This is a genomic window from Sphingomonas sp. CFBP 8765 (genome assembly GCF_014841445.1).
Lineage (GTDB): Bacteria > Pseudomonadota > Alphaproteobacteria > Sphingomonadales > Sphingomonadaceae > Sphingomonas > Sphingomonas aerolata.
Window position 1 is genome coordinate 316,484 of record NZ_JACYTY010000005.1, and the last position, 24,590, is coordinate 341,073.

Here is a 24,590-nt window from a genome sequence, read left to right on the forward strand (position 1 = left end):
TGATCGATCAGAATGTCACGACGACACTGACGGCGTCCTGATAGCTTCCCGCCGCCGGCGTGACCTGCGCCTGATTGATCCTGGCGACATAGGAATAGGTTCTGACGGGGGTCAGGCTGCCCGTTCCGGGGCTTGCGCCGGTAAGCGGGTTGGCTTCGTTCCAGACGGTGACGCCATCCGCATGATAGATCTGATACTGCAACGTCGCGCCCGCGCCGCTGGTCATCTGCCGCCACGCCGAGCCCGTGCCAGCACCGCCGGGTGTGAAGCCGATCCGGTAGACGGCGTCGCGGGTACAATCGATCTGGACGGCCGAGGTCACCGGGCCGAACTGCGTAACGAGCGCCGCACTGCCGAAGGACAGGTCGGGCGCGGTGATCTTGCAGTCGTTGCCGACCACCAGCGTCACCTGAAGCGTTATGACGACCTTCCCGCTATCATAGCCCGTACAGACGACACCGAGCACATTCACCCCGTTGCAGACGCTATAGTCCCATTGCACCGTCAGTGTGTCGCTATACGTCCCGGCGGCCACATTGGGAGCCGCCGTCAAACGCGCGAACAACGGCGTGGTGAAACTGCTTCCACCGCCCTGCAGCGCCAGCAGGCTGCCGCTCATATAGTTGACCGTCGATCCCTGCGTGAACGGCGTGTTGCCGCTGGCATCGGCGGATACCTGATAGGCGATCGCGTCGGCGCCTTTGACCAGGCGAAACTGGTTGAGGCTGGTGATGGTCGCGCGCGCCGAATTGCCGCCGATCAGGGTCAGCACCGAACCCGTGCAGGAAAGACCGGCGGATCCGGCAACCTGCGGCACCGTGCCCCCTCGCACGTCGTACGACGACACCGGCGAGAAGGTGAGTGCCCCGGACGATGTCGTGCAGGCGGCGAATGCGGGGCCCGTGACGATGCTCAGGACCACCAGTGCGAAGAACAGCCGCAGCGACGCCATCACCGGCACGAGACCGGTCCTACCCGTGACAGCGCCGCGACGTCTGCGGAGACGCCGAACGTCGCCTGGCACACCGTTCCGTCCGACGTCAGCGCGGAGAGCGACACCTGTTCGCCGACATCCTCCAGATACGCGATGCCGTCCCAGCCGATGGCGACGTCGGGATGTCCCTCGCGCCGGACGCGACCGCCCGGCTTGAGCGCTGCCCCGGTGCTGTCGACGAGCACCGCGAGGATGTTGCGCGTCATGCGAACGTTCAGACGCACGACGGCGCCACTGCCCTGTCGCATGGCAACCCGCTGCTCCACCGCGGATGCGACATGGTTCTCCGACAGCGACAGCGTATCGATCGCGAAGCGGACGGGAAGATAGGGCACGACATTGGGCACGAAGAGATGGCCCTTGCGGTTCGTCACGCCGACCGGCTGGTTTTCGTAACTGACGCCAACGCCTGCCACGCCAGTCTCGACGACCGCAAAGGCATCGCTCGCCTGGTTGGCGACGAACAGGCCGCCGTCCATCGCCACGATTGAACCCGATGCGCCAATCCAGGCCGAGCTGCGCGCCTGGGCCGTCGCGCCCCCGGCCTGCACTTCGATGAAGGGCGCGCGCCATGTCCCGGTCACCTGCCCCGATGCAGGCCCCCGGCTTGCCGCTGCTATCCCGGCATCGATTCCAAGGCCGCCATCGGTCGGCGTCGCCCGGGTATAACCGACCTGATAGAGATTGCGCCCGGCCGAACGGCTGATCCCGCCACTGGCCGCATTGCGTCCGAACGGGATGAACAGGCGCAGCTGGGCGCTGGTCGCGCCCCGTTCGAAATCGCGATCCGCGGTCACGAACAGGTTCGCGCGCGATCCGACCGGACGACCATAGGACAAGGACAGCAGGCGCGAACGTAGCGTGAGTTCGTCGACCGATCCCAAGGTCCGCCCCGAAATATACGCAGCCCCCAATGTGCCCAGCCGCGCCAGATTGACGTTGGCGATCGCGCGATAGGTCCGCCGGCGAGCCGCGGGATTTGCTAAGTCGAAGCTGGCGAGCTCGCGAAAGCCCCTGCTGCGATCGTCATATTGCGCGGCAATGCTGAAGTGACGCGCGGTATAGCTGTAGCCGAGCGACCAGCGATGGCCCGCGGCCTGACCCAAGCGCGACGCACTGACCGACAGCGCGACGGTGCCAAATCGCCACGGCGCCACCACGAGCCCGCCCCCGATCTGCCGAAGCCGGGCGGTCGCCTCGGCATGCGCCTCGAGCGTCAGGAACGACGTCATGCCGCGTCGGATCGAGCCATTGGCGGCGAGCGTGCCGTAATCGAAGTTGCGGATGCCATAGCCTTGGCGGATGGCGCCGGCTTCGGCTGCAAAATCGGTGAGCCCGGCGCGTAGCAGCGTCGACGAGACGTAGAAGGGGATCGTGGTCGCGATCTGCCGGCCCACGGCGTCCGTCGTGACGATCACGGCCTCACCCGCGCCGTTGATCACCGGGACATCCTGAAGCACGAACCGACCGGGCGCGACGTCTGCGCCCTGCTGCCGATAGCCGTCGACGAACAGGTCCACCGCCGACGGCACGGCCGCCTTGCCCGCAAAGCTCGGCAGCGGCATCGTCAACAGGTCCGGCCGCGTATTGAAATCGCGCGTGAGCTGCAGGCCACCCAGCCGGACGGGCGTGCTCCAGGGCAAGGACCGCGTGATCAGGTCACCCGCCGTGACGGTCAGCGCGCGATCCTCGTTGATGATTTTCGCATGCGTATCGTAGCGCAGATAACCGCCGATGCCGGACCCGACCCGCAGCACGCCGGAATTGGACAGCGTCGCGATCGGCCCGAAGACCCGCTGTTCGGACCATAAGGAGGCAAGGGAGCCGCCGTCGGCGCGCTGCGCGTAAAACTGGCAGTTGACCATCGCGCCCCAGCTGGCGAGCGTGGCGGCGCGGGGTCTTCCACCCGCGGCAATCCGGGTGGTCGGCAGATAGTCGGGCGCGGTTTCGAGATGGAGCGTCTGGAGCGCGGCGTCATAGCGGGCGCGGGTGTGCGGCAGCGACGCGACGTCGCGCTCCGTCCCGCCGCCCTCCCCCTCGAGCGTCACGCCATTTCGGCTGAGCGCCTCGGCCGGCACGAGCATGCGTGTGCCGACGATCCGCAGCGGCACCAGGTCACCCGTAGCACGGCCGTTCACGACCAGCTCGACGAAGAGCTGCTGCACCGGGTCACCCGCGCGTGCCATTTGTGGCAGGCAGACCAGCATGGTCGTCAACAGGAGCGAACCGCGGATCATGGCGTATCGGACGGATCAACGCGCGGCAATGCGCTGATCGGCGCCATTGACGTTTGCCATCAGCGGACTGATGTCCGGGACACCCTCCGGCACCGGCCAGCGCATCGTCTGACCCGCCAGGACATAGCCCGCGAGCCCCGAAGCAAGACTGGTCTTCTTGTCGTCCGCCGTCCGGATATCGACGAGGCGCGCATGCAGCATGCCGGTATTGCGGATCGCCAGCATCCGACTGCTGCCGCTCCGTTCCACCGTCGCGGTCAGCTCCGGCCTGGCCGCGTTGACGGACCCCGCATAGGTGAAGAGGGGCACCGAATAGCGCATCTGCACCGCAAGCTCGGCCGCCGGCAGCCGGCTCGCATTCGGCGCGTTGGCGGTGGGGATTTCGTCGATCAACAAGCGGTAGCTGCGCTCCCCCGGGCCGGACTGGTCGTTCGCCGCGGCGGCAGGCCGCTCGCGCCGCAGCACACGGATCATCTGCCGTTGTCCCGCCGGGATGACTGCGATCGGCGGGCTGGCAACGACCTCGTCCTGATCATCGTACAGATCGCCCTGCGGACCCTGCGACCAGCGCAAAGTCCGGACCTGCATCGTGATCGGCTCGTTGCCCTTGTTCTCGATCCACAACGCGGTCGCGCGCTCGGTGGCGGCAATTTTCGGATCGACCGGCCAGATGATGACCGCCGCGGCGCGACTTGTGCCTGGCAGCAGGAGAAGCGGCGAGACGATGGCGGTCAACATACGCAGGATCTTCATGACTTGTCCTTGCTGCATCACCAGGTGACGGTGATGCGAACCACATCGGAATATCGCCCCGCCGCCACGCCGCGCTGGACGACGGCACGGGCCTGGACGGGAATGGACAGCCGCGACGTCCCGACCGGGAACGCCAGCGCGATCGCCTGCGACGTCCAGGGCGTCTGACTGCCGTTCGCGAACAGCTGATAGGGAACGCGATCGGCAGGCCGGGTCGCGTGGACGAGCTGGCGCACCCCGTTGGACGGCTGACTGCCATTGTCCGCCGTGAGGATGACGCTCATTCCCGGAGTGCAGTCGATCTGCAATCCGGCGGCAACCGCGGTGACCAGGCTGCCTTGCGCGGCTCCCCCATCGACCCCGTTCACCGACCCGAGGTCGATCGATCCCCAACTGCCCCCGGTGTCGGCGCTGATCGCGCAACCATTGGCGATGACCGCGCCGACCCTGAACGTGCGGCTGGTCTCGGCCATGCTCCCCGACGCACAGCCTGCAATCGCCGACACCGCGAGGAAAGCCCGGACGGCGCGCACCGCCGCTACCAGCTGAGCGTCACCTGTACCGTATCGGTATAGGTGCCCGCCGGCAGCGCCAGGCCATTGCTCGACGCACGGGCATAGATCGGCAGCGTCAACGCCGAGGTGGCCGCGGTGCCGAGGCTGATCTGCCTGCCGATGGTGATTTCGTCCTGCCGCGACGCGTCCGTATACAGCCGATACGCGACGGTCTGCCCCAGATAGGCCAGCTGACGGACATTGCCCGCGTCGTTCGCGCCCGCCCCGACCGTGACCTTCGGCGCGAGGCCCGGTGTGCACAACACCGTGACCGCATTCGTGCTGCCTTGCGCGACCATCGTCGCATCGGCGTTGCCGAAGACGCCCGACTGATCGGCAAAGGCGATCGTCCCGATCCGCCCCATGGTCGCGGCGCTGTTGCCGCCATTCACGGCACAGGCCGCGAGGATGTTCAGGGACACGCCGATCGTGCCGCTGGCGGTTTGTGCATGTGCCGATGTCGCCCCGCCGGACGCCGCGATCATGCCGACCGCAATCCCCAGAACCCTGCTCGTCATCTTACGGTAAATCATGATAAAACAGCCCTCCATTTGGGCTGTTCTCAATGGTCGCCAGTTAACAGGATGTTGAACAACCGATCTGGCCGACGATAGCTTTCGATCCAACGATTATGACATGGTTCCAATAAGATGACGGCTCTCGTGGCCGGTCATCGAACATGCCGGGTCTGGCAACCGCTGTGCTTCCTAATTCGGATTGCCGACCGGGATGACCGGATTGCCCTTGTAGCTGCCAAGCTTGACGTGGAGCACCTGCACACGATCGGTGAAGTTGATCCCGTAGTCGGTCTGATCGCCGTTCAGCACGCGGTCGAACACCCAGTGTCCCTGCGCGTCGTAATGCCCCTCCTCGACCCGATCGTAGAGCATCGAACGCCCGCTGTTCGCATCCGCCAGCGCGAATGAGACGCGCGTATCGAATCCGGTCACGAGATATTCGTCGGGGCCGATCTCGGCGATAGCAAGACCGCCGGTCGGTTGCGGGTTGCCGGTCGGCTTGTCGGTGCCGAACTGATACTGGCCGAACGTCGCGGTGGCGCGGTACTTGCCGAGGTCCATGACCTGCCTGTGTTCGGCCTTGGGGTCGGTCGGCTCGGCCACGCCCCAGGTCTTGCCGGCAAAGGCCAGCCGGGCCCATTCCCGCATCATCGGCTCGAACACGCGGTAGTTCCGCGCAAACAGTTCCATCGTCGGCGCATCCAGCGTCTTCGCACCGAGCGGGAAGTTGTAATAGCCGCTATCGTCCATCCCGAACGGCGCGAAACCAAGCCCGCCCCTGCCGACCACCGGATAGAAATACCGTGCGAACTCGGGCGCATTGCCCGTCTCCGGGATCAGCAGGGCGTTGTCGGCACGGCCGTAGAGCTTCAGATATTCGAGATACGCAGCATGATCGCGCGCATAGATATCCGGCGCGACCAGATCGAGCGACGGCGCCGCGGCCTTGTACACGTCGATCACGTGATGGATCGGTCCGCCGCTCGAATAGGTGGTCGCCGCCTGCCGTCCAAAAGCGGAGGCGAGCGCGGCGTTGACGTACATCGGCACCGGCTTCACCGCCTTGCCCGCCGCCGCGATCTCCTCGATGTAGCGGGCGATCGACCAGGCGTGGAAATACTCGTCGGCATCGGCACCGAACACCTGTTTCCAGCTGCCCGCGGGCTTGCGGAATTTTTTGAGCAACGCCGCCGGGACCGGACCGTCGAACAGCTTCTGCGCGACCGGCGAGAAATCGCGGACGCTGCCATAGGTACCGGCCTCGTTCTCGGGCTGGACAATGATGACGGTGTTCTGCGGATCGGCGGCCTTCAGATGCTGCATCAGCCTGACGAAGGCGCGCTTGTCCGCCTCCAGCGTCGACCGATGGAGCGGCGACAGCGCATAATGCGTCTCGCCCTTGGCGTTGGTCATCCGCGGGAACCGCGCGTTGTCGAGCTTGACCCAGGCGGGGGCGTAGTTGGGCGAGGTATTCTTCCACGTCGCGAACCACAGCAGGACGAGGCGAACCTTGTTCTGCCGCGCCTCGGCGAGCAGCTGGTTGAGGAAGGAAAAGTCGAATTGCCCTTCGGTTCGCTCAATCTGCTCCCACGCGATCGGCACCTCGACCGTGTTGGCGTGCATCGCGTGGATCGTCGGCCAGACCTTGGGCAGCATCGCCGGATAATTGCTCGAATTATTGACCTGCGCGCCGAGCATCAGCCACGGCGCGCCATCGACCATCAGCGCGTGATGCCCGTCGCGGGTCACCAGCCTGGGTACCTCGGTCGCGGTCTGCGCGTGCGCGGTGCCGGCGAACAGCGTGGCGGCGAGGGTCAGGCCGGCGAGTGTGCGGGAGGGGCGGAAGATCATGATGCAGTACCTCGAACGGGAAACGGGAAAGTCGGGCCGGATCAGTCCTCGACGAAGACGAGCCCGCCCAGGCCCGATGCGACCGTGCCGTCGCTTTCGAGCAGGAGGGTGACGATCCGCTCGCCGGGACCTGGCGGGAAGGCGACGCGCAGCGTGGCGGCGGCGAAATCGGGCTTCGTCGCGGCGCGCTTGCCATCGATCCAGATTTCGCCGCGACCGACCAGATCCTTGAACACGATCGTCCCGCCGCGTTCGCGCGTGCCGCGGTGCGGGGTGAGCTTGGCACGCAGCACGGTCCAGCGGCCAATGCCCTGCGGCGGCTGGATCTCGCCGGCGCGGACATACAGCCAGCTGTTCATGTCGTTGTCCGCCAGCACGATGCCGGGCGACGGCCTGACGGTGGCGGCAGGCGACTGCCGCCAGTCCTGCACCGTCAGCGTCATGCGGTCGGGCGCGACGAACGGACGAGCCGGCGTGGCGAGGCGACGCACAATGCTGATGGCCGGGCGCAATCCCGCCGCGCTGGCCGAGAGCTTGACGGTGCCCGCGCCGCCGCCGCCCGCGCGAACGATCACCTGCGCCAGGCCGTTGAACAGGCGCCGACGATTGCCCTGTTCGGCTTCGTGGCTGACCGGATCGCCATTGCCGAGGCCGATGATCGCGCCCCCGCTCAACGCGAAGGTGACGTCGAGATTGGCGGTCGGGACATGCCGTCCGCGCGCATCGACCGCGTCGATCGTATAGGGCTGCACGTCCTCGCCATCCGCCGCCATCGCACGCCGGTCGGGCGTGATCCGCAGCGCCACCGCCGCGCCGGTCGTCTCGACCACGCTGCGCGCGACCTCGCGTCCGCCGCGATAGCCGATCGCCTCGAGCCGGCCCGGCGCATAGGGCACCTGCCAGCTCGGCATCGTGTAGCGATCGACCTTCTGCTCGCCGATCAGACCGCCATTAAGCATCAGCCGCACGGACTCGACATTGGTCAGCGCCATCACCTTGACCGCCTGCCCCTCGCGCCCGGGCCAATTCCAGTGCGGCATCAGATCGAGCAGCGGCACGTCGTCGATCCACTGTGCGCGGTGCAGATAGAACGCCATCTTGGGAAAGCCGCACAGGTCCATGATCCCGAAATAGCTGCCCGCGGACGGCCATTCGAACGGGGTTGGCTCACCGTGATAGTCGAACCCGGTCCACACGAACGTCCCCGCGACGAACGGCCGCTCGGCAACCGATTTCCAGCCCTCGCGGTGGGTACTGCCCCAGTCCGCCGGTTCCTCGTCATATGACGCCATCACGTGCGCGGCGCGGTCGGTCTCCCACGCACCGCGTGTCATGAAACTGCTGGTGTCCTCCGAACTCGTCAGCGGCAGCGTCGGGTTGGCGGCGTGGAACCGATCATACTGGTCGCGCTGATAGTTGAAGCCGACCACGTCGACCGCCTGGCTGACATTGACCGGGGCGAACATCCCGCTGTTCATCGCCGCGGTGACCGGTCGGCTGTCGTCGAGCGCCTTCACCGCGACCGACATGCGGCGGACCATCTCATACCCGGCGGGCGTCCCCTGCATCGGCTCCTCGTTGAACACCGACCACATGAACACGCTCGGCCGGTTGCGATCGCGCCGGACCAGCCATTCGAGCTGGTCGATGTAATCGGGGCTGGTGTTGAAGTTGCGGTTCTCGCTCATCACCAGGAAGCCGAGCCGGTCGCATGCGTCGAGCACCTCGGTCGCGATCGCGCTGTGCGCGAAGCGGATCGCGTTGCATCCCAAGTCCTTCAGACGTCGCAATCGCCAGTCCCACAGCGCATCGGGCACCGCGACGCCGACACCGGCGTGATCCTGGTGGTTGCACGTGCCCTTGATCTTGAGCGGACGGTCGTTGAGATGGAAGCCCGTCGCGGCGTCGAAGCGCAGCGTGCGAAACCCGATCCGCAACGTGCGTTCGTCGACGGCCTTGCCGCCGCGCATCAGTCGCGTCCGCAGCGTGTAGAGCGTCGGCGTGTCGATCGACCATAGCCGCGGCGCGGGGACCGGGATGGTCAGCGTGGCCGTGCCGGGCTTCAAAGACGGCAGGTGCGCCAAAGCGGTCTGCGTCGCGATCGTGCGGCCGTCGAGATCGATCAGCGAGACCTCGATGCTCGCCTCGGCCGGGATCTTGCCGATATTGCCGAGCGTCGCGGTGACGGGGACGCTCCAACTGCCATCGGCGGCGCGGCGCGGATCGGCGTGGATGCCGTCGGTCGCGATGTAGGTCGCATCGCGTTTCGCCAGCCAGACATGGCGGTACAGCCCGGCACCTTCGTACCACCATCCCTCCATCGTCTGCGCATCGACCCGCACGACGATGCTGTTCAGATCATCGCCATACCGCGCCAGATCCGTGATATCGATATAGACAGAATTATAGCCGCTCCAGTTGTGCGCGACGATCGATCCATTGAACCAGATCGTCGCATTCGTCGCGATCCCCCCGAACTGCAGCTCCAGATACCGCCCCCGGTCCGCCGGATCGAGCCGCAGCGTGCGCCGGTACCAGCCGAAGCCGCGCCGGCGATAGCCCTGCGAGACATCGGCACCTTCTTCGAACGGCATCGTCGATGCCCAATCGTGCGGCAGATCGACCTCGGGCCAGTCCGAATCGTCATATTGCATCGCCGCCGCACCCTGCGCCTGCCCCGCCTTGGCGCTGTTGTAGGACCAGCCATGGCCGCGGATTTCCGGCATCGGGATATCGCCGATATGGAAGCGCCAGCTGCGATCGAGCAGCAGCCGGCTGGGATCCTCGACCGGCGGGCGCAGCGGCAGATCGTCGCGGGTCGCCGGCATCGGCAATGCGCCGATCGCTGGCGCCCGCACCGGTGCAGCCTGCGCGACACCGTCCGTGGCCAGCGCCACGCCGATCGCGGTTCCGCTTCCCAGGAAATGCCGCCGGTTCAGCCGACCAGTCTCGTGCGCATCCGTCATCTCTGGCTTCCTATCCATCGCTGCCGGGCGGGCCCCGTTCGTTGCACCGTCAATGCTGGCGTTCGCATCAGTCGGACACTGGTGGGCGCCTTGGTGAGGGCATTGCAACCCCACGTCGCCGATCGCGGTGCTGTGCTACAGGTTCGGGTCGCGACAGCACACGGGATCGCACCTGAAGCCCGGGAGTCTTTCGAGCCCCCCGGGCTTCGGCCGGTCAGTAGTTTACGCGGAGCGTCGCGCCGAAACGGCGATCGACGACCGAATAGTCGCGCGGCCGGCTGTCCAACCCGAAGAACGTCTCACGCCGCGTGTTGAGCAGGTTGGTGGCATCCACCGACGCGGTGATGTTGGGCGTGACGTCGTAGCTGATCGAGGCGTCGAGCTGGCCGAACGCCCGGTCGTAGATCGGCAGATTGCCCGTCCCGCTGGCCGACGTGGTGCGGACGTAATCGTCGCGCCAGTTATACGCGACGCGCGCCGACAGGCCGTATTTCTCGTAGATGCCGACCAGATTGTAGCTGTTCTTCGACAGCCCCTCGAGCGGCACCGAGATCGGCGCGCCGGGGATCGCACCGGCGCTCGGATTGGGCGCCTTGGAGTCTACATAGGTGTAGTTGGCCTGCACCCCAAAGCCCGACAGCGGCCCCGGCAGGAAATCGAAGAACTGCTGATAGCCGACTTCGAACCCCTTGATCTTGCCGTTCGCGCCGTTGACCGGCCGATTGATCTGATATTGCGTGCCGTCGATCACCACCGGATCGTCCACGCGCGCGATGAAGCCGTTGACCGCCTTGTAGAATGCGGCCGCGTAGACCGAGCTGGTCTTGTTGAAATACCATTCGAACGAGACGTCGAGCTGATCGGCGCGCAGCGGCTTCAGATCGGGATTGCCCGACGAGCCCCGCCGGCTGACGGGATCGAACGTCAGGACCGAGTTGAGCAGATTGTAATCCGGTCGCGTCAGGCCCTTCGACGCGGCCAGACGCAGCTGCAGCGTCTCGGTGATCGGGAAGCGGATGTTCAGGCTCGGCAGGACCGAGGTGTAGCTGTTGGTCTGGTCGATCGGAATGGTCGGGCCGCCCGACGGCGTCTGGAAACCGGCGACGTTGGTCTTGGTATTCACGATGCGCACACCGAGATTGCCGTCAAACGGCAGAATGGTCTCGGACTTGAACCGCGCGACCCAATAGCCGCCGATCGTCTGTTCCGAGACGTCGTTGCGACCGGTCGGCAGATATTCCGGAACGGCGACCTGGCCATTGGGATAATAGGAGGCGAAGGTCTGGCGTACCGCGTTCAGATCGCCGCGGATCACGTCGAACGGCGGGATCAGGAAGCTGCCGAGCCCGGCCGCATCGCCGCGGAAGAAGTTCTTCACCGGCACGGGGTTGTAATAGCCGGGGATCGCCGAGAGCGGTGTACGCGGCACGCGTGGCGTATCGAACAGGTCGACATAGCCGAACACCGGATTTTCGACGACCGCGTTCAGCTTGGTGTACCGCACACCCGCCTTGATCGACGTGAAGAAGCCGCCATCCGTCTCATATTCGACGTCCTGCCGTACCGACCATTGGTCGTTGTGGCTGCGGCTGCTGGAATCGAGGATGTAGAGATAGGAGAAGTTCGCCGGATCGGTGAGGAAGCTGGGCGACCCTGCCCCGGTCACGCCGATCACGGGCAGTTTGCCGGTAATGTCGACGCTGAGCGTGTTGGGCTGGTCGCTGCCGACGCCGAGCGCGAAGAACTCGGTCTTCGTGCGGCTGTCGACATAGCTGACATCCGTGGTCAGCGTGAGCTGGCTCGACGGATTGAACTTGAGCCCGCCGGAATAGGATGCGGTCTTCGAACGGCGATCGCTGCGATAGGTATTGCCCTCGACGAACACGTTCTGGAACGTGCCGCTCTGGAACTCGCCATTCTCGTCGAACGAGAAGCTGCTCGCCGGCCCCGGCGTGATGGGCGCACCGCCGCGGCCGAACGGGTAGACGAGATAGCCGACCTGGTTGAATTTGTAGTTGGCATAGTCGAACTGGCCGTAGACTTCGAGATTGTCGGCAGGCTTCCACTGGACGGCCGCGGAAATGCCGATGCGGCGGCGATCGCCGACATTGTTGAACTGGCCGACGCCGTTGGGCACGATCACCGCGTCGGCGGCATCAGCCGTGCTGCCATTGCCGGTCCGATCGACGATGCCGGTGCGCAGCTGATAGGGCTCGATCGACAAGGCATCGGTGCGATAGGCGCCGCGCTGGAGCGATCCGTTGAGCAGGAAGCCGATCTCGCCCAAACCGGTCTGGTAGGTGTCGGTGATCAGACCCGAGAACGAGGTCTTGGTCTTGTCCGCCAGATCGTGATGCGTGACACGCGCGCTGCCGCTGATCGTCGGCTTCGAAAAGTCGAACGGCATCCGCGTGCGCAGGTTGACCGTGCCGCCCAGACCGCCCTCGATCACGTCGGCGGCAGGGTTCTTGTAGACGTCGATCCCGGCGAGCAGTTCGGAGGGGATATCCTCAAGGCTGATCGTGCGGCCGTCGCCCGCGGTGAAATAGTCGCGACCGTTCAGCTCGGTACGGACCTGGGTCAGGCCGCGGATCGCGATCCGGCTGCCCTCGCCCTGGTTGCGCTCGATCTGGATGCCGCTGATCCGCTGCAGCGCCTCGGATACGTTGTTGTCGGGCAGCTTGCCGATGTCTTCTGCGACGATCGAATCGATGATCTGGCTGGCGTTGCGCTTGCGCGCCTGTGCGCTCCGAAGGCTGGCGCGGACCCCGGTGACCACGATGTCCGCATCCGCATTCGCATTCGCAACGTCCCCGCTCGGTGCGACGGTTCCCGCCTGCGCACCCTGATCGATCGGTGACGGGGCAACCTCTTCGGCCGTGTCGGGGACGATAGCGGGCGCCTGCTGGGCGCTCGCGGCTACCGTGAATGCCGAGACAATTGCGAGGGCAGATGCCCCGCTTGCCAGAGCCTTGAGCACACAAGCCGAACGGAATTTTACGCGGTTCAAACACCATCTCCCCAGGATACCGAACGGACCACCGCTCGAAATTTGTGCCGCATTTTGAGCCATGAAGCGCTCTGCGGTCGAAGTGTGGTATCGGTATCAATCGACGAATTGTCTGACAAGTCATATTTTTGGCGGAGAATTCGGTTGATCTATAGCCCGGACCTGCAATTATACGACAAATTTGCCGCTTTGGCGAAGTTTGCGGTACCACAACGGGCACAGACCCGCGGAGAGGATTTCGATGCATATCGCCCCAGCCTGTGTCGTCACGCAGCCGTCCGACGATTCCCGAAGCACGGTATCGCCGAGCTGGTCGCGCCTGATCGCGCGATTTGCCGTTGGGGTTTCGCTGGCGACGATTGCGACGAGCGGGTTCGCAGCGCCGATCGCGACGGTCGATCGCAACGGCAGCCTGGTTTCGATCGAGGCCTATGCCCCCAACATCGTCCGCGTGACGATCGCGACCGACCGCGGGCAGGTCGACGCCCCCCCGGGCGACGGTCCCAACGCCAAGCCCAATGCCGCAGGCTGGACGCACCGCAACGATGCAGGCGCCGATATCTTCACGTCCGCCGCGCTGTCGCTTTCGGTCGATGCCAAGCCCTGGCCCAAGGCCCCCACGCAGATGGAACGCTATTTCGCGCCATCGCTGCCGCCGGTGTCGGTGACGATCCGCAAGCCCGACGGCACGATGCTGACGCAGATGACCGGGTGGGAGATGGGGCCGCATACCGTCAACGGCGAAAAGACGTTCCGCGTCGGTGCAAGCTTCGCCTCCCCCGCCGACGAGCATTATTACGGGCTGGGCCAGAACCAGGAAGGCAAGCTCGACCTGCGCGGCCGCACGATCGACTGCCGCCACAATTACGATGCGCCCGCAGGTGAGACGGTCTGCGTGCCGTTCATGGTCACCAACAAGGGCTATGGCATCGTCTGGGACAATCCATCCTCGACCGTCGTGTCCCCCGGCCTCCACAGTGCGACGCACTGGCAGTCGGAAGTCGGCGAGCGCGTCTCGTTCTTCGTCATCACGGGCGCGACCACCGACGAGATCTATGCCGGCTACGCCACGCTGACCGGGACGACCCCGCTGCCGCCAAAGGCCGCGTTCGGGCTTATCCAAAGCAAGGCGCGGTACGAGACAGAGAAGGAACTGCTCGGCATCGCTGACGGGTATCGCAGCCGCGGCCTGCCGCTCGACATCATGGTGCTCGACTGGTTCTACTGGTCGCGCATGGGTCAGCTCGACATCGACCGCACCTATTTCCCCGACCCCAAGGGCATGAACGACAAGCTCAAGGCGATGGGGATGCATTCGATCATTAGCGTGTGGCCGCGGTTCGAAAAGGAATCGCGCTACTTTAATCTGCTGTCGAGCAAGTCCTGGCTGCTGAAGGACAAGGATGGCAACGCCGTCGACGGACTGCCGATCCGGTCCGATCGTGCAGGCGCCTTGCTCGACAGCACCAACCCCGATGCGCGCAACTGGTTCTGGGAGCGAATCCGCGACAATATCGCCAGCCAGGGCTTCGACTGGTTCTGGCTCGACGAGACCGAGCCCGATCTGGTGCCCGACGGCAGCTTCTATTCGATCGGCTCGGGCGACCGTTATCACAACGTCTTCCCGCTGCTCCACACGATGAGCGTCGCGGACGGGTCGGCACGGGATCGCCCCACGATGCGCAACCTGATCCTGTCGCGCGCCGCCTATCTGGGCGCCCAGCGCAATGGCGGGCTGTTCTGGTCGTCGGACATCAAGTCGACCTGGGAGGCGCTGCACCGGCAGGTGCCCGCCGGGCTCGGCTTCACCGCGAGCGGCATGGCCTATTGGGGCAGCGACATCGGCGGCTGGCAGTGGCCGAACGGGCCCAAGGCGACCCGTCCGGTGCTGCTCGATCCGGCGGGCGCGACCGCGATGGCGCCCGACTATGCGGATTATCCCGAGCTGTTCACGCGCTGGTTCGCCTATAGCGTGTTCACGCCGACCTTGCGGATCCACGGCCAGCGCCCCGCCACTGCGCTCTGGGAATATGGCACAGCGGCCGAGCCCGTTCTCGCGAACTTCCTGAAGCTGCGCTATTCGCTGATGCCCTATATCTATTCGCTCGGGCGCCACACCTATGAGAGCAATGCGCCGATGATGCGCGCGCTGTTCATGGATTTCCCGAACGATCCCAACGTCGCCGACATGGGCGATGAGTATATGTTCGGCCCCGCCTTCCTGGTTGCCCCCGTCACCGAACAGGGCAAAACCAGCCGCCAGGTCTATCTGCCAGCCGGGGCGGACTGGTATGATTACTGGACCAACCAGCGCTTTACCGGTGGGCAGACCGTCACCGCGAACGCAGCGATCGACAGGATCCCGCTGTTCGTGCGCGCCGGGTCGATCATCCCGATGGGCGTCCAGGTCCCGAGCACCGCGACGGCGCAGTCGCTTGAGGCCATTCGCGTCTATCCCGGCGCGGATGCCAGTTTCGCGCTCTACGACGACAATGGCGTGACCAATGACTATCGGACCAAGGGCGGACGCAAGGCGACCCTCCGCTGGGACGACAAGAGCCGGCGCCTGACCGCGTCGGGCAAGCTGCCGACCGGGCAGGACGCCGGGTCCCTGGTCCAGATCGTGGCACCGAAGTGATCGGTAGCCGCGTCGCCGCACGGCTCCTGACCGGGTTACCGACGGCAGCGCACGCGCGCTTTGACGGCGTGCCCGTCAGATCCGTCGCAACCCCGTGAGCAGCGACCTCAGCCGTCGGTCGGTGCTCGCCGGTATAGCTGCACTCGGACCCGCAACCCATGCGCTCGCGCAGAGCCCGATGGGGCTGGCGCGGGGCCCGGTGCAGCCGACGTGGCAGTCGCTGGTCGATCACTATCGCTACCCCGAGTGGTTTCGTGATGCCAAGCTTGGCCTGTGGTCGCATTGGGGCCCGCAATCGGTACCCGAGCAAGGCGACTGGTATGGGCGCTTCATGTACCTGCAGGGCCATCCAGCGTACGAACATCACCTCAAGACCTATGGCCATCCGACCCGATCGGGGATGATGGAGGTGATGAACCGCTGGACCGCAGCGCGCTGGGATCCAGACGCGCTGATCGCCCGCTATGCCAAGGCGGGGGCGAAATATTTCGTCTCGCTCGCCAATCATCACGACAATCTCGACTGCTACGACAGTCGCTATCACGCCTGGAATTCGCTGCGCGTCGGGCCGAAGCGCGACGTCGTCGGCATCTGGGAGAAGGCCGCGCGCAAGGCCGGGCTGAAGTTCGGCGTCTCGAACCATGCGGCGCATAGCTGGCACTGGTATCAGACCGCCTATGGCTATGATCCGATCGGGCCGCGCAAGGGACAGCGTTACGACGCGTTCACGCTCCGGGCCGCCGATGGCCACGGCACCTGGTGGGACGGGCTCGATCCGCAACAGCTCTATACGGGCGCGCACGCGGTCCTGCCGAACGGCATCGACACGATAGCCGCGATGAACGCCTGGCACGATGCGCATGACGGCCAGTGGATCGAGACCCCGCCGCCGAACGACCCGTCCTATGCCGCGAAATGGCTGCTGCGGCAGACCGACCTGATCGACAAGTACAAGCCGGACTTCTGCTATTTCGACGATTACGAGCTGCCGTTCGGCCCGATCGGGCTCCAGGCGGCGGCGGACTACTATAATCGGTCGATCGCCTGGCACGGCAAGATCGATGTCGTGCTGACCGCCAAGCAGTTGAAGCCCTATGCCCGGTTTGGCCTGGTGCAGGACGTCGAACGCGGCTTCACCGACCATCTGTGGGACGAGCCGTGGCAGACCGATACATGTATCGGCGACTGGTTCTACAATGTCGCGCGCCTGAACGACAAAAGCTACAAGACCGCCGAGCAGGTCATCCAGCGGCTTGCCGACGTGGTGTCCAAGAACGGCAATCTGCTGCTCTCGATCCCGCAGCCCGGCGACGGCTCGATCGACGGCGAGGAGGAAAAGATCCTCGACGGGATGAGCCGCTGGATCGCGATCAACGACGAGGCGATTTTCGGCTCGCGCCCATGGCGGATCTACGGCGAAGGCCCGACCAAGCTGCAGACGGGCATGCAGAACGAGCAGTCGTCGGGGGTGTTCACGCCGCGCGACGTGCGCTTCACCACGAACAAGGGCGCGCTCTATGCGCTGTTCCTCGGCTGGCCACGCGGCGACGTGACGATCGAGGCGCTCGCACGCCACCGCTTCGCCGACGGCGTCGTCGAGCGCGTAACGTTGCTCGGCGGCGACCGCATAGCGCACCGCCGCGACCCGCACGGCCTGCATTTCGCAATGCCCGCCGACCGCGGCGACGGCTTCGTTCCGGTCGTGAAAATTGAGGGCCGCGGCCTGATCTAGGGCGTCGGGTTTCTCGGTGCTCGGCCATTGCTCCCCCTCGAGCGGGCGTTCGAAGGTAGAATACGCGGTCGCCACCAGCTTCGCAGCCAGTTATATCCGGAGAAACCTGGGTAGCGCAGCGCCAAACTTATTGGCGGGGCGGGATGAAAGGATGACGAGGGGTGAGCAATCTGGACTGGGCGCGCCCGCTTGCCGAGCGTGCGCGGGTGGACTCAGCAACGTTCGAAGCCGAAATCCTCAACCGTGGTGAACCGGTAGTCCTGCGTGCTCAAGTCTCCACCTGGCCGTCGGTTGCGGCAGCAAGCGGCGGTGCCCGGAGCGCAGCGCAATACATGGAGAAGTTCGACGGTGGTGTCCCCGTTCAGGTGATGGCGGGGCGGCCGGAGATACAAGGCCGCTTCTTCTACGACGATGCCGTCCAGGGCTTCAACTTCAACCGTCAGATGGTTCCGTTGCAGTTGCTGCTGTCGGAATTGCTTCGGTTTGAAAACGATCCCGCGGCGCCCGTCCTCTATGCTGGGTCTGCGCCGACAGGACAGCTCCTGCCCGGCTGGAGCGAGGCAAACCCGCTCGACCTGACGCTGCCTGGCGCGAAGGCGCGGGTGTGGATCGGCAACGCGACGCGGATTTCGACGCATTACGACGGATCGGCGAACCTGGCGTGCGTCGTCGCGGGCCGTCGCCGCTTCCTCCTGTTCCCACCCGAGCAGCTCGAGAATCTCTATGTTGGGCCGCTCGATCATACGATGGCGGGGCAGCCGGCGAGCATGGTCGACCCCGATCAACCCGACCTGGAACGCTACCCGCGCTTTGCCGAGGCGATGCGCCATGCGCTGGTCGCGGACCTTGGGCCCGGCGACGCGATCTTCATTCCGGCACTGTGGTGGCATAATGTGCGCTCGTACGAGCCGCTCAACATATTGGTTAATTATTGGGCCGAAGGGCACGAGGCGACGAGCCCGTTTACCGCGATGATCCATGCGCTGATGGCGGTACGCGACCTACCGCCGCGCGAACGCGCGGTATGGCGGAAATGGTTTGATCACTATGCGTTCGACGACGCGGCCGAACGGGTGGCCGATCACCTGCCCGAGGCAGCACGCGGCGTGCTCGGGGCGGCGTCGCCATCGCGGACGGATCGCATCAAGCAGTATCTCCTCCACGCACTAGGCGCGCGATAAGCCTTCCCGGCGTCACCGCTGCCGGCCGGACGTCAGGCCGCAGTGCGACCGATCTGGTCAAGGAACTGCTGGTGCGAGGGCATACGGTCGACCGCCAGCCGCATCGCATTTGCGATGTGCGTCATGCGCTTGTCAAGTTCGCCTTCGGGCAGCAGATCGGCGAGCGGATGGTAGCGCCTTGGAACAAGCCCCTGCCCGTGCATGACCGCGAGCCAGCTCGTCTCGCTGAACAGTTCATTGTCGTGGCGATATAGTCGGCCATTCTCGCGAAATATCGCGATGCGCTCTTCGAGCGACGTGGGCAACGCCATGCTTCGGCAGTACCGCCACAGCGGGGAGTCATCGCGGGTCGTGGTGGCATAATGCAGGATGATGAAGTCGCGCACCTGCTCATATTCGACACGCGTGCGGCGATTATAATAGTCGATGTCGTGCTGGTTGAAACGACGGTCCGGAAAGTTGGTGAGCAGGCGCGCAATTGCCGACTGGATCAGGTGGATCGACGTCGATTCGAGCGGTTCGAGAAAGCCGTTCGCCAGACCGAGCGCGACGACGTTGCGGTCCCAGGCCTTGTGCCGGACGCCGGCCTTGAACTTCAGGAAGTTCGGTTCCGACAGAGGATCACCGTCAAGCGCGGCGTTAAGCCCAGCGAGCGCTTCATCATCGCTCAGGTGATCGGAGCAGTAGACATAGCCGTTGCCGGTGCGGGACTGGAGCGGGATGCGCCATTGCCAGCCCGCCGCCTTGGCGGTGGCGCGGGTGTACGGAAGCGGGTCGGTGGTCCGGCGGCAGGCGCGCGCCACCGCGCGATCGCAGGGCAGCCAATGGCTCCAGTCCTCGAAGCCGGCGCCAAGCGCTTTGCTAATCAGGAGGCCGCGAAAGCCCGAACAGTCGATGAACAGGTCGCCCGCAACGCGGCTGCCGTCCTCCAGTGTCACCGCCTGGACATGACCATTGCCGCTGTCGAGGGCGACATCGACGATGCGCCCTTCGGTGCGCCGTACGCCACTGGCCTCGGCCCGCTCGCGCAGGTAGCGGGCGTAGAGCGAGGCGTCGAACTGGAACGCGTAACTGATCGTCCCGAGCGGCGAGCCGGCGCGGCTGTGGTCGGGACGCTGAAAACGCTGGGCCCGCGCGGCATCGGCGCCGATGCTGAATCGGTCCAGTTCGAGGGCCCCGCCGAGCTGGGCCTGACGAAGCCAGAAATGATGGAAGTGCAAACCCTCCATTTCCTGACCATAGGTACCAAACGGATGAAAATAGCGGTCGCCGATGCGACCCCAATCGACGAACTCGATCCCCAGCTTGAACGTCGCGGCCGTGCGGCGGACGAAGTCGTCCTCGTCGATCCCGAGCAGCCTATTGAAATATTGCAGGTGCGGGATGGTCGCTTCGCCGACGCCGACCGTCCCGATCGCCTCTGATTCGATCAGCTCGATCTCGACCGCGCGACCCAGGACGCGGGATAGGGCAGCCGCCGCCATCCAGCCGGCGGTGCCGCCACCGACCACAACGATCCTGCGAATGGCAAGTTCGTCCATCGCTCAGCCCTCCGTCGCGGCGCAGTAGGACGCGATGAAGCTCGCATGTGTCGGCATGCGCGATGCAGCGTCCTTCATCGCCGACGCCATGGATTGCAGGCTGTTCGCCACGTCGCGCGCGGGCAGCGCCGCGACGATCGGATCGCACCGTTCGGGCATGATTCCCTGGCCCAGCATCACCGCCACCCAGCTCGGGCGGGCAAAAAGCTCGTCATCATAGCGGAAGATGCGCCCCGTTTCGCGGAACAATTCCATCTTGTGCCGGAGGCTGTCCGGCACGCTCATGGTCCGGCAATAGTGCCAGAACGGCGTATCGTCCCTGTTCGTCGCGACATAGTGCAGCACGATAAAGTCGCGCACCTGCTCGAATTTCTTCTGCATGTAGCGGTTATATTCTACTCTGAGTATATCGGGAATATCCCCGTTGGGGAAAAGCGATATGAAGCGGCTGATCCCTTCCTGGATCAGATACAGCGACGTCGACTCAAGCGGCTCCAGAAAACCAGCCGCCAACCCGATAGCGATACAATTGCCGCGCCAGAACTGCCGCCGGTGCCCGGCCTTGAAACGGATCGCGCGGGGCTCTGCGAGAAGCGCGCCCTCGACCCCCTTGCGCAGGACCCGCTCCGCTTCGTCATCGTCCATGAAGCTTCGACTGTAGATATGGCCATTGCCCACGCGGCGTTGTGTCGGGATCCGCCACTGCCAACCGGCGGGGCGCGCTGTGGACCGGGTATAGGGCGGGGGGGGGCCGACATGTGCGCTCGGCACCGCCAGCGCGCTGTCGCACGGCAGCCACGCGCTCCAGTCGACGAAATCGATGTCCAGCGTCTGCCCGGTCAGCAGCGCGCGAAATCCCGTGCAGTCGAAGAAGAAGTCGCCCTTGACCTTCGCACCCGAGTCCATCGTCACGGCGGCGATGCCGTCGCCCTGCGCGGTCCGGTGAACCTCTTTCACCACGCCCTCGATGCGCTTGACGCCCCGCTTTTCGGCGTAACGCCGCAGATATCGCGCGTACAGCGTCGCATCGAAGTGATAGGCATAGCGAAGATGCGAGAACACCGATCGCGGGTTCGGGTCAGGCAAGGCGAAGCGACCCGCGCCGGCGGCAACCGCGGAGAGGCTGTAGTCCTCGATCGGCGCAGTGCCGCCATCCCTGTTCAAGCGCAGCCAATATTGGTGGAAGTCGATCCCCTCCATGTCGACACCGTGCTGGCCAAAGGGGTGAATGTAGCGGTCGCCCTTGTGACCCCAGTCGACGAACTCGATCCCGAGTTTGAACGTCGCCTCGGTGGCACGCATGAACTCGGCTTCGCTGATGCCGAGCATCTGGTTGAAGACTAGCATGTCCGGAATGGTGGCTTCTCCGACACCCACGGTGCCGATCGCATCGGACTCGATGACCGTGATGGACACGTCCTTGCTTTCGACAAGGCTGGAAAGCGCGGCGGCGGTCATCCAGCCGGCTGAGCCGCCGCCGACGATGACGATGGATCCTAGGGGGGCCTGCGTCATTTTCGTGGATCCTGGCGGAGATAGCGTTCCAGCTGCGTCATATAGACGTGGTTCGACGGCAACGCGGCGGCGGCAGTCGCGATTTGCTGTGCCGCATCGTCGAGATAGCGGCGGACCCGTTTGGCATCGGCGCGGTCCGCCAGGCGATCATGGCGTCGCGGACGTCGCCCGATACCGAAGTGCATGATCAGCCAGTCCTCGGGATGAAAGGGCTCGAGATCGTAGGAGACGAGCAACCCGCGTTCGGCGAACATCGCGAGCTTGTGCTCGAGTTCCGCGTCCGGCGCGTCGCGTGCCGCGCGCCAGAAATCGCTGTCCGGCAGGGCGGACGTTTCGAGAAGCGCGCGGGTGAAGCGCATCGCATGATCGTGATCCTCGCCATGCCTGCGGTTATATTCGCGTTCTTCGACGGTCATCGACGCCGTCGAAACGGGGATCAGCGTCATCAGCCGTTCGATGTCGCGTTCGAGCAGCATCATGGGCGCCGGTGTGAGGGGCTCGACGATGCCGGCCGCGTGCCCGATACCGACACAGTTCCCCGCCCAGGCCCGACGGCGCCGCCCGAGCGTCGCAGACGCGCTCAGCCCGCCTCTCGCGTTGCACGACGCAGTTGCATCGGAGACCGTCAGCGATCGCGTCGACCCACGCAGCGGGGTCTGTGCCGCCCAGCCCTGGTCGTGAAACGAAACGCTGCGAACCGGCGGGCCAAGCCGGGCCTCGGCCACGTCGTCTGCGGAGATCTGCAGCGCGCGCCCGCCCAGCCACGCGGGATCGAGCCGGGATAGAAGTTCGGCCGACGGTCCGCTGCAATCGAGATACAGGTCGGCCGTCACCATGTCGGCACCATCGAGTGCGATGCCGGTGATCGCTCCGTCGCCCACCGCGACCCGGGTCAGCGCCCCCTTCAGATGGTGGATGCGGCCGGGCGGTACGGCGGCGGCGAAACACCGGGCGTGGCTTGCCGGGTCGAAATGGTAGCCATATTCCGCACGCGCCAGCGGCTGCTGACCGGCAGCACCAGGTGATCGCGGGGGATGCGCAAACGTGCCCCGGCTTCCGGCGACGGCACCGAGAAGAAACGGGTCGAGCCGCGTCATGCCCTGTTGTACCAGATACTGGTGCATCAGGACGCCGTCGATCACCGGCAGCGTCAGGTTGAAGCACTGGATCCAGGATCGCCCGCCTTCAGCCCAGTGCACATATTTGCTGCCCCAGGAAAAGGCGGCGGAACTGCCGAGTACGAGAGCGGGCTCGGTGACACCGGCCGCCAGGTTGAACGCATAGCTGCCTGGACCGGAGACGGTGCCGTAGAAAAGGTCGGCGCAGCGGTGATCCCTATCGATCTCTGCAAGCGTGATCCGCACCGTGTCCGGGAGCTGGCGCGCAAGCGTCGCCACCGTCATCCAGGCGGCAAGTCCTCCACCGCAGACCATGATGTGACTGACACCGTTTCCGTGGGTAAACGCAGCAGGTGACCCCGGTCCGTCGATCAAGCCCCGGCAACGGCCAGACGCGCCGCTCCTCCGCTTTCCCGGATAAACGCGGTGTGCTCGGGTGTCCGCCGTACCGCAGCATCTACCCTCGCGCGCACGTCCATTGCTCTTGCCGTCAGAGCATCGACGCTCATGCTCTCGACGCGCGGATCATGCCGGTCGGGAACGAGATTCTGACCCAGGAACACCGCGACCCAGCTCGGCGACAGGAAAAGGCCGAACTCGTACTGGATCAGGTGACCGCGGGTACGCCACGCGTCGATCCGCTCGGATAGACTGTCGGGCAGGCGGAGGTTGCGGAAATGCCGCCACATCTCGCTGTCGTCGCGTTGCGTTGCGACGTAATGCAGCAGCAGGAAGTCGCGGATGCGCTCATAGTGAAGGCCTATGCGGCGGTTATATTCCGCGATGTCGCGCGCCGCGAATCCCTTGTCCGGGAAGACCGCGAGAAGTTCGGTGATGCCATCCTGGATCAGGTTGATCGACGTCGACTCGAGCGGCTCGAGGAAGCCGCCTGCCAGCCCGATCGCCACGACGTTCTTTTTCCAGAACTCGCGCCGCCGCCCCGTCGTGAACGACAGCCGGCGCGGTTCAGCCTGCATCGGTGCGTCGAGCCCGGCAACGAGCTGGTCATGCGCCTCGTCATCGGAAATGAAGCTGCTGCAATAGACATGGCCGTTGCCGACACGGTGTTGCAGCGGGATCCGCCACTGCCACCCGGCGGTGCGTGCGGTCGCCCGGGTGAACGGGCGCAGCGCGCCATTGCTCTGCGTCGGGACCGCGATCGCCCGATTGCACGGCAGCCATGCGCTCCAATCGTCATAGCCGCTCTGCAGGGCGGTCTCGATCAGCAGTCCGCGAAATCCGGAGCAGTCGATGAACAGGTCGGCGGATAGCGTCGTGCCGTTCGTCAGCACGACATCGCGCACAAAGCCGGTTTCACCGTCCTGTACGACCCTGACCACCCTCCCCTCGGTGCGCGACACCCCCCTTTTCTCGGCAAAGCCTCGGAGAAATCGCGCATAGAGCCCCGCGTCGAACTGATAGGCATAACCAAAGGTCGACTCGACGGCGTCCAGGTCACCAGAGGGCCGTCGAAAGCGGCCCTGCTCCGCGGCGATGACCGGGTAACTATATTCGTCGATCCGGCTCCGGTCTCCCGATTGGCGCAGCTTCAGCCAGTATTGATAGAAGGGCACGTCGTTGGTCGTCGGCCCGAAATCCCCGAACGGGTGGATATATCGATCGCCGCGGCGGCCCCAGTCGCAAAACTCGATCCCCAGTTTGTAGGTGGCCTCCGTCGCCCGCATCATTTCCGCTTCGTCGATGCCGAGCGCGAGGTTGAATGCTCGAATATGCGGCAGCGTCGCTTCGCCAACGCCCACGGTGCCGATCTCGTCCGACTCGACCAAAGTGATCGCTATCGGGAGGCCCGCCAGCTTGGCCGCCAGGGCGGCCGCGGCCATCCATCCTGCGGTGCCGCCGCCGACAATGCAGATGCTGCTAATGTCAGACTGTTCTGCCACGAACGCCCACCACGTATCTTGCGGGTGCACCACAATATGGCATCGCCGCTGCCCCTCCTGTTCCCCGCGCCTATTGGCGCC

The 24,590-nt window shown here is 65.2% G+C and carries 15 protein-coding genes; 3 read left to right on the top strand and 12 right to left on the bottom strand.

Annotation, left to right across the window (positions count from 1 at the left end):
* Positions 1-7: 7 nt before the first annotated feature.
* From IFT87_RS14710 to IFT87_RS14745, 8 genes are all read right to left on the bottom strand, one after another.
* Positions 8-952, bottom strand: a complete 945-nt coding sequence (locus IFT87_RS14710; protein WP_052148905.1) for a Csu type fimbrial protein — start codon at positions 950-952, stop codon at positions 8-10.
* On the bottom strand, positions 952-3,231 hold the full coding sequence (locus IFT87_RS14715) for a fimbria/pilus outer membrane usher protein (protein ID WP_192191046.1): 2,280 nt from the start codon (positions 3,229-3,231) through the stop codon (positions 952-954). Before IFT87_RS14715 ends, IFT87_RS14710 begins: the two co-directional genes overlap by 1 nt.
* A 15-nt stretch (positions 3,232-3,246) precedes the next feature.
* A complete protein-coding gene (locus IFT87_RS14720) occupies positions 3,247-3,984 on the bottom strand; it encodes a fimbrial biogenesis chaperone (RefSeq protein WP_052148908.1) in 738 nt (245 codons plus the stop codon).
* A gap of 17 nt (positions 3,985-4,001) precedes the next feature.
* On the bottom strand, positions 4,002-4,457 hold the full coding sequence (locus tag IFT87_RS14725; RefSeq protein ID WP_206757232.1) for a spore coat protein U domain-containing protein: 456 nt from the start codon (positions 4,455-4,457) through the stop codon (positions 4,002-4,004).
* Between the two features lie 65 nt (positions 4,458-4,522).
* Entirely contained in the window at positions 4,523-5,056 is a 534-nt protein-coding gene (locus IFT87_RS14730; protein WP_192191050.1) for a Csu type fimbrial protein, read from the bottom strand.
* A gap of 189 nt (positions 5,057-5,245) precedes the next feature.
* On the bottom strand, positions 5,246-6,907 hold the full coding sequence (locus tag IFT87_RS14735; protein ID WP_192191051.1) for a DUF5597 domain-containing protein: 1,662 nt from the start codon (positions 6,905-6,907) through the stop codon (positions 5,246-5,248).
* Positions 6,908-6,948: 41 nt separating this feature from the next.
* Positions 6,949-9,873 carry a beta-galactosidase GalA gene (galA, locus tag IFT87_RS14740; RefSeq protein ID WP_192191053.1) on the bottom strand — a complete coding sequence of 975 codons (2,925 nt, stop codon included), beginning with the start codon at positions 9,871-9,873 and terminating at the stop codon, positions 6,949-6,951.
* 214 nt (positions 9,874-10,087) lie between these two features.
* Positions 10,088-12,883, bottom strand: coding sequence for a TonB-dependent receptor (locus IFT87_RS14745; RefSeq protein ID WP_162235436.1), 2,796 nt, complete (start codon positions 12,881-12,883; stop codon positions 10,088-10,090).
* Between the two features lie 241 nt (positions 12,884-13,124).
* Here IFT87_RS14745 and IFT87_RS14750 point away from each other — a divergent pair, with 241 nt between their 5' ends.
* The 3 genes from IFT87_RS14750 to IFT87_RS14760 all read left to right on the top strand — a co-directional run bounded on the left by IFT87_RS14750 (position 13,125) and on the right by IFT87_RS14760 (position 18,434).
* The gene (locus IFT87_RS14750) at positions 13,125-15,521 is read left to right on the top strand and encodes a glycoside hydrolase family 31 protein (protein ID WP_192191055.1); all 2,397 of its coding nucleotides are present in this window, start codon (positions 13,125-13,127) and stop codon (positions 15,519-15,521) included.
* 94 nt (positions 15,522-15,615) lie between these two features.
* Positions 15,616-17,253, top strand: coding sequence for an alpha-L-fucosidase (locus IFT87_RS14755; RefSeq protein ID WP_031441393.1), 1,638 nt, complete (start codon positions 15,616-15,618; stop codon positions 17,251-17,253).
* A 161-nt stretch (positions 17,254-17,414) separates the two neighbouring features.
* The gene (locus IFT87_RS14760) at positions 17,415-18,434 is read left to right on the top strand and encodes a cupin-like domain-containing protein (protein WP_037527568.1); all 1,020 of its coding nucleotides are present in this window, start codon (positions 17,415-17,417) and stop codon (positions 18,432-18,434) included.
* Positions 18,435-18,466: 32 nt separating this feature from the next.
* On the opposite strand, the gene IFT87_RS14765 is transcribed toward IFT87_RS14760, so the two are convergent.
* The 4 genes from IFT87_RS14765 to IFT87_RS14780 are packed head-to-tail and all read right to left on the bottom strand — an operon-like array spanning position 18,467 to position 24,542.
* Positions 18,467-19,975, bottom strand: coding sequence for a tryptophan halogenase family protein (locus tag IFT87_RS14765; RefSeq protein WP_192191057.1), 1,509 nt, complete (start codon positions 19,973-19,975; stop codon positions 18,467-18,469).
* 3 nt (positions 19,976-19,978) lie between these two features.
* Positions 19,979-21,490: a tryptophan halogenase family protein gene (locus tag IFT87_RS14770; RefSeq protein WP_192191059.1), complete on the bottom strand. Its 1,512-nt coding sequence runs from the start codon at positions 21,488-21,490 to the stop codon at positions 19,979-19,981.
* Positions 21,487-22,923, bottom strand: coding sequence for a tryptophan 7-halogenase (locus IFT87_RS14775; protein WP_274602545.1), 1,437 nt, complete (start codon positions 22,921-22,923; stop codon positions 21,487-21,489). The genes IFT87_RS14770 and IFT87_RS14775 overlap by 4 nt, the downstream gene beginning before the upstream one ends.
* 56 nt (positions 22,924-22,979) lie before the next feature.
* Positions 22,980-24,542: a tryptophan halogenase family protein gene (locus tag IFT87_RS14780; protein ID WP_342211167.1), complete on the bottom strand. Its 1,563-nt coding sequence runs from the start codon at positions 24,540-24,542 to the stop codon at positions 22,980-22,982.
* Positions 24,543-24,590 lie beyond the last annotated feature (48 nt).

What these genes read in the sequence shown, in the direction of transcription:
- IFT87_RS14710 (WP_052148905.1), bottom strand. Translation starts at nt 952, where the DNA reads ATGGCGTCGCTGCGGCTGTTCTTCGCACTGGTGGTCCTGAGCATCGTC.
- IFT87_RS14715 (WP_192191046.1), bottom strand. Translation starts at nt 3,231, where the DNA reads ATGATCCGCGGTTCGCTCCTGTTGACGACCATGCTGGTCTGCCTGCCA.
- IFT87_RS14720 (WP_052148908.1), bottom strand. Translation starts at nt 3,984, where the DNA reads ATGAAGATCCTGCGTATGTTGACCGCCATCGTCTCGCCGCTTCTCCTG.
- IFT87_RS14725 (WP_206757232.1), bottom strand. Translation starts at nt 4,457, where the DNA reads ATGGCCGAGACCAGCCGCACGTTCAGGGTCGGCGCGGTCATCGCCAAT.
- IFT87_RS14730 (WP_192191050.1), bottom strand. Translation starts at nt 5,056, where the DNA reads ATGACGAGCAGGGTTCTGGGGATTGCGGTCGGCATGATCGCGGCGTCC.
- IFT87_RS14735 (WP_192191051.1), bottom strand. Translation starts at nt 6,907, where the DNA reads ATGATCTTCCGCCCCTCCCGCACACTCGCCGGCCTGACCCTCGCCGCC.
- galA (WP_192191053.1), bottom strand. Translation starts at nt 9,873, where the DNA reads ATGACGGATGCGCACGAGACTGGTCGGCTGAACCGGCGGCATTTCCTG.
- IFT87_RS14750 (WP_192191055.1), top strand. Translation starts at nt 13,125, where the DNA reads ATGCATATCGCCCCAGCCTGTGTCGTCACGCAGCCGTCCGACGATTCC.
- IFT87_RS14765 (WP_192191057.1), bottom strand. Translation starts at nt 19,975, where the DNA reads ATGGACGAACTTGCCATTCGCAGGATCGTTGTGGTCGGTGGCGGCACC.
- IFT87_RS14770 (WP_192191059.1), bottom strand. Translation starts at nt 21,490, where the DNA reads ATGACGCAGGCCCCCCTAGGATCCATCGTCATCGTCGGCGGCGGCTCA.
- IFT87_RS14775 (WP_274602545.1), bottom strand. Translation starts at nt 22,923, where the DNA reads ATGGTCTGCGGTGGAGGACTTGCCGCCTGGATGACGGTGGCGACGCTT.